Raw genomic sequence first — 1,246 nt, 5'->3', positions numbered from 1 at the left:
GCTGGCAAACAGGTCAATCTCGACGTCGGCGGCAACCTCAGCCTGCTCACCCTGCAAGACCGCACCGACTACCAAAGCCACCAGTCCAACAGCAGCTGGGGCATCAGCCTGTGCATCCCCCCCATCTGCTACGGCGCCAGCTCCTTCAGCGCCAGCCTCAGTCGACAGGACATCGACCACAACTACCAGAGCGCCCAGGGCCAGACCGGCATTCAGGCCGGGCAGGGCGGCTTCAACATCAATGTCGCCCAGCACACCCAGCTCACCGGCGCGGCCATCACCAGCAGCGCCCCGGCCAGCCAGAATCACCTCAGCACCGGCAGCCTCGGCTACAGCGATCTCAACAACCAGCAGCACACCCGCGCCAGTGCCGAGAACGACAGCATCGGCATCAGCTTCGGCCTGGGTGCTGCCAGCCTCGGCAGCCAGCTGATCGACAACGCCAAGAACAACCTGATCAGCAACCTCGGCAGCGGCAAAGGCCTGCCGGAGAACCTGGACCAGCAAAGCCAGACCCTCAGCGTGATCAGCCCGGCGCAGATCACCCTCACCGGCAAAGACAAGGCCAGTCAGCAAGCGGCCACCGAACTCACCGCCCGTGATGCCGCTACTGCCAACAGCACGCTCAGCAACAGCCTCACCCTGCAACAAGCCGCCGAGCTGGAAGAACAACTCAAGCGCAACGCCCAGAACGCCCAGGCCGCACAAGTGGTCGGCAGCATCCTCGCCAACGTGGTCGGCGACATCGCCGCCTCACAGCGCCAGGCCTACCTGGACGCCAAAAGCAACAAACAGAACCTGGAAATCCAGCTGGCACAGGAAACCGACCCGCAGAAACGGGAACACCTGCAACAACAGATCGCACAACAAGAGCAGACCCTCAAGGCCGAACAAAGCCGCTACGAACAATGGCAAGACGGCAGCCCCGCCAAGATCGCCCTGCACGCACTGGCAGGCTACCTGCAAGACCGCATCGCGGGCGGCAAGGGCACCGCAGGCGCGCTAGCAGGCGCCGCCAACGAAGCGCTGACGCCGATGGTGTCGAAGTTCATTGAAGATGCTTTGCTGGATGATCGGACCGACCTCAGCAAGCTGAGCGAAGAAGAGCAAAAGAGCTACAAGAAAAACCGCGACCTGCAAAAGAAAGCCTACATGGAAGCCGCCGCCACCGTGATCGGTCAGATCACCGGCGGGCTGGCCGGAGGGCGAGACAGTGCCATTGTGGGTGGCAATGTGGCGCTGAATG

At 62.8% G+C, this 1,246-nt stretch carries 1 pseudogene; it reads left to right on the top strand.

The window, feature by feature from the left end:
* Positions 1–1,246: pseudogene (locus HF682_RS17625) on the top strand (hypothetical protein); the annotation flags it as partial.

The organism is Leeia aquatica (assembly GCF_012641365.1).
Classification (GTDB): Bacteria; Pseudomonadota; Gammaproteobacteria; order Burkholderiales; family Leeiaceae; genus Leeia; species Leeia aquatica.
This window is presented reverse-complemented; position numbering and strand designations above follow the sequence as displayed.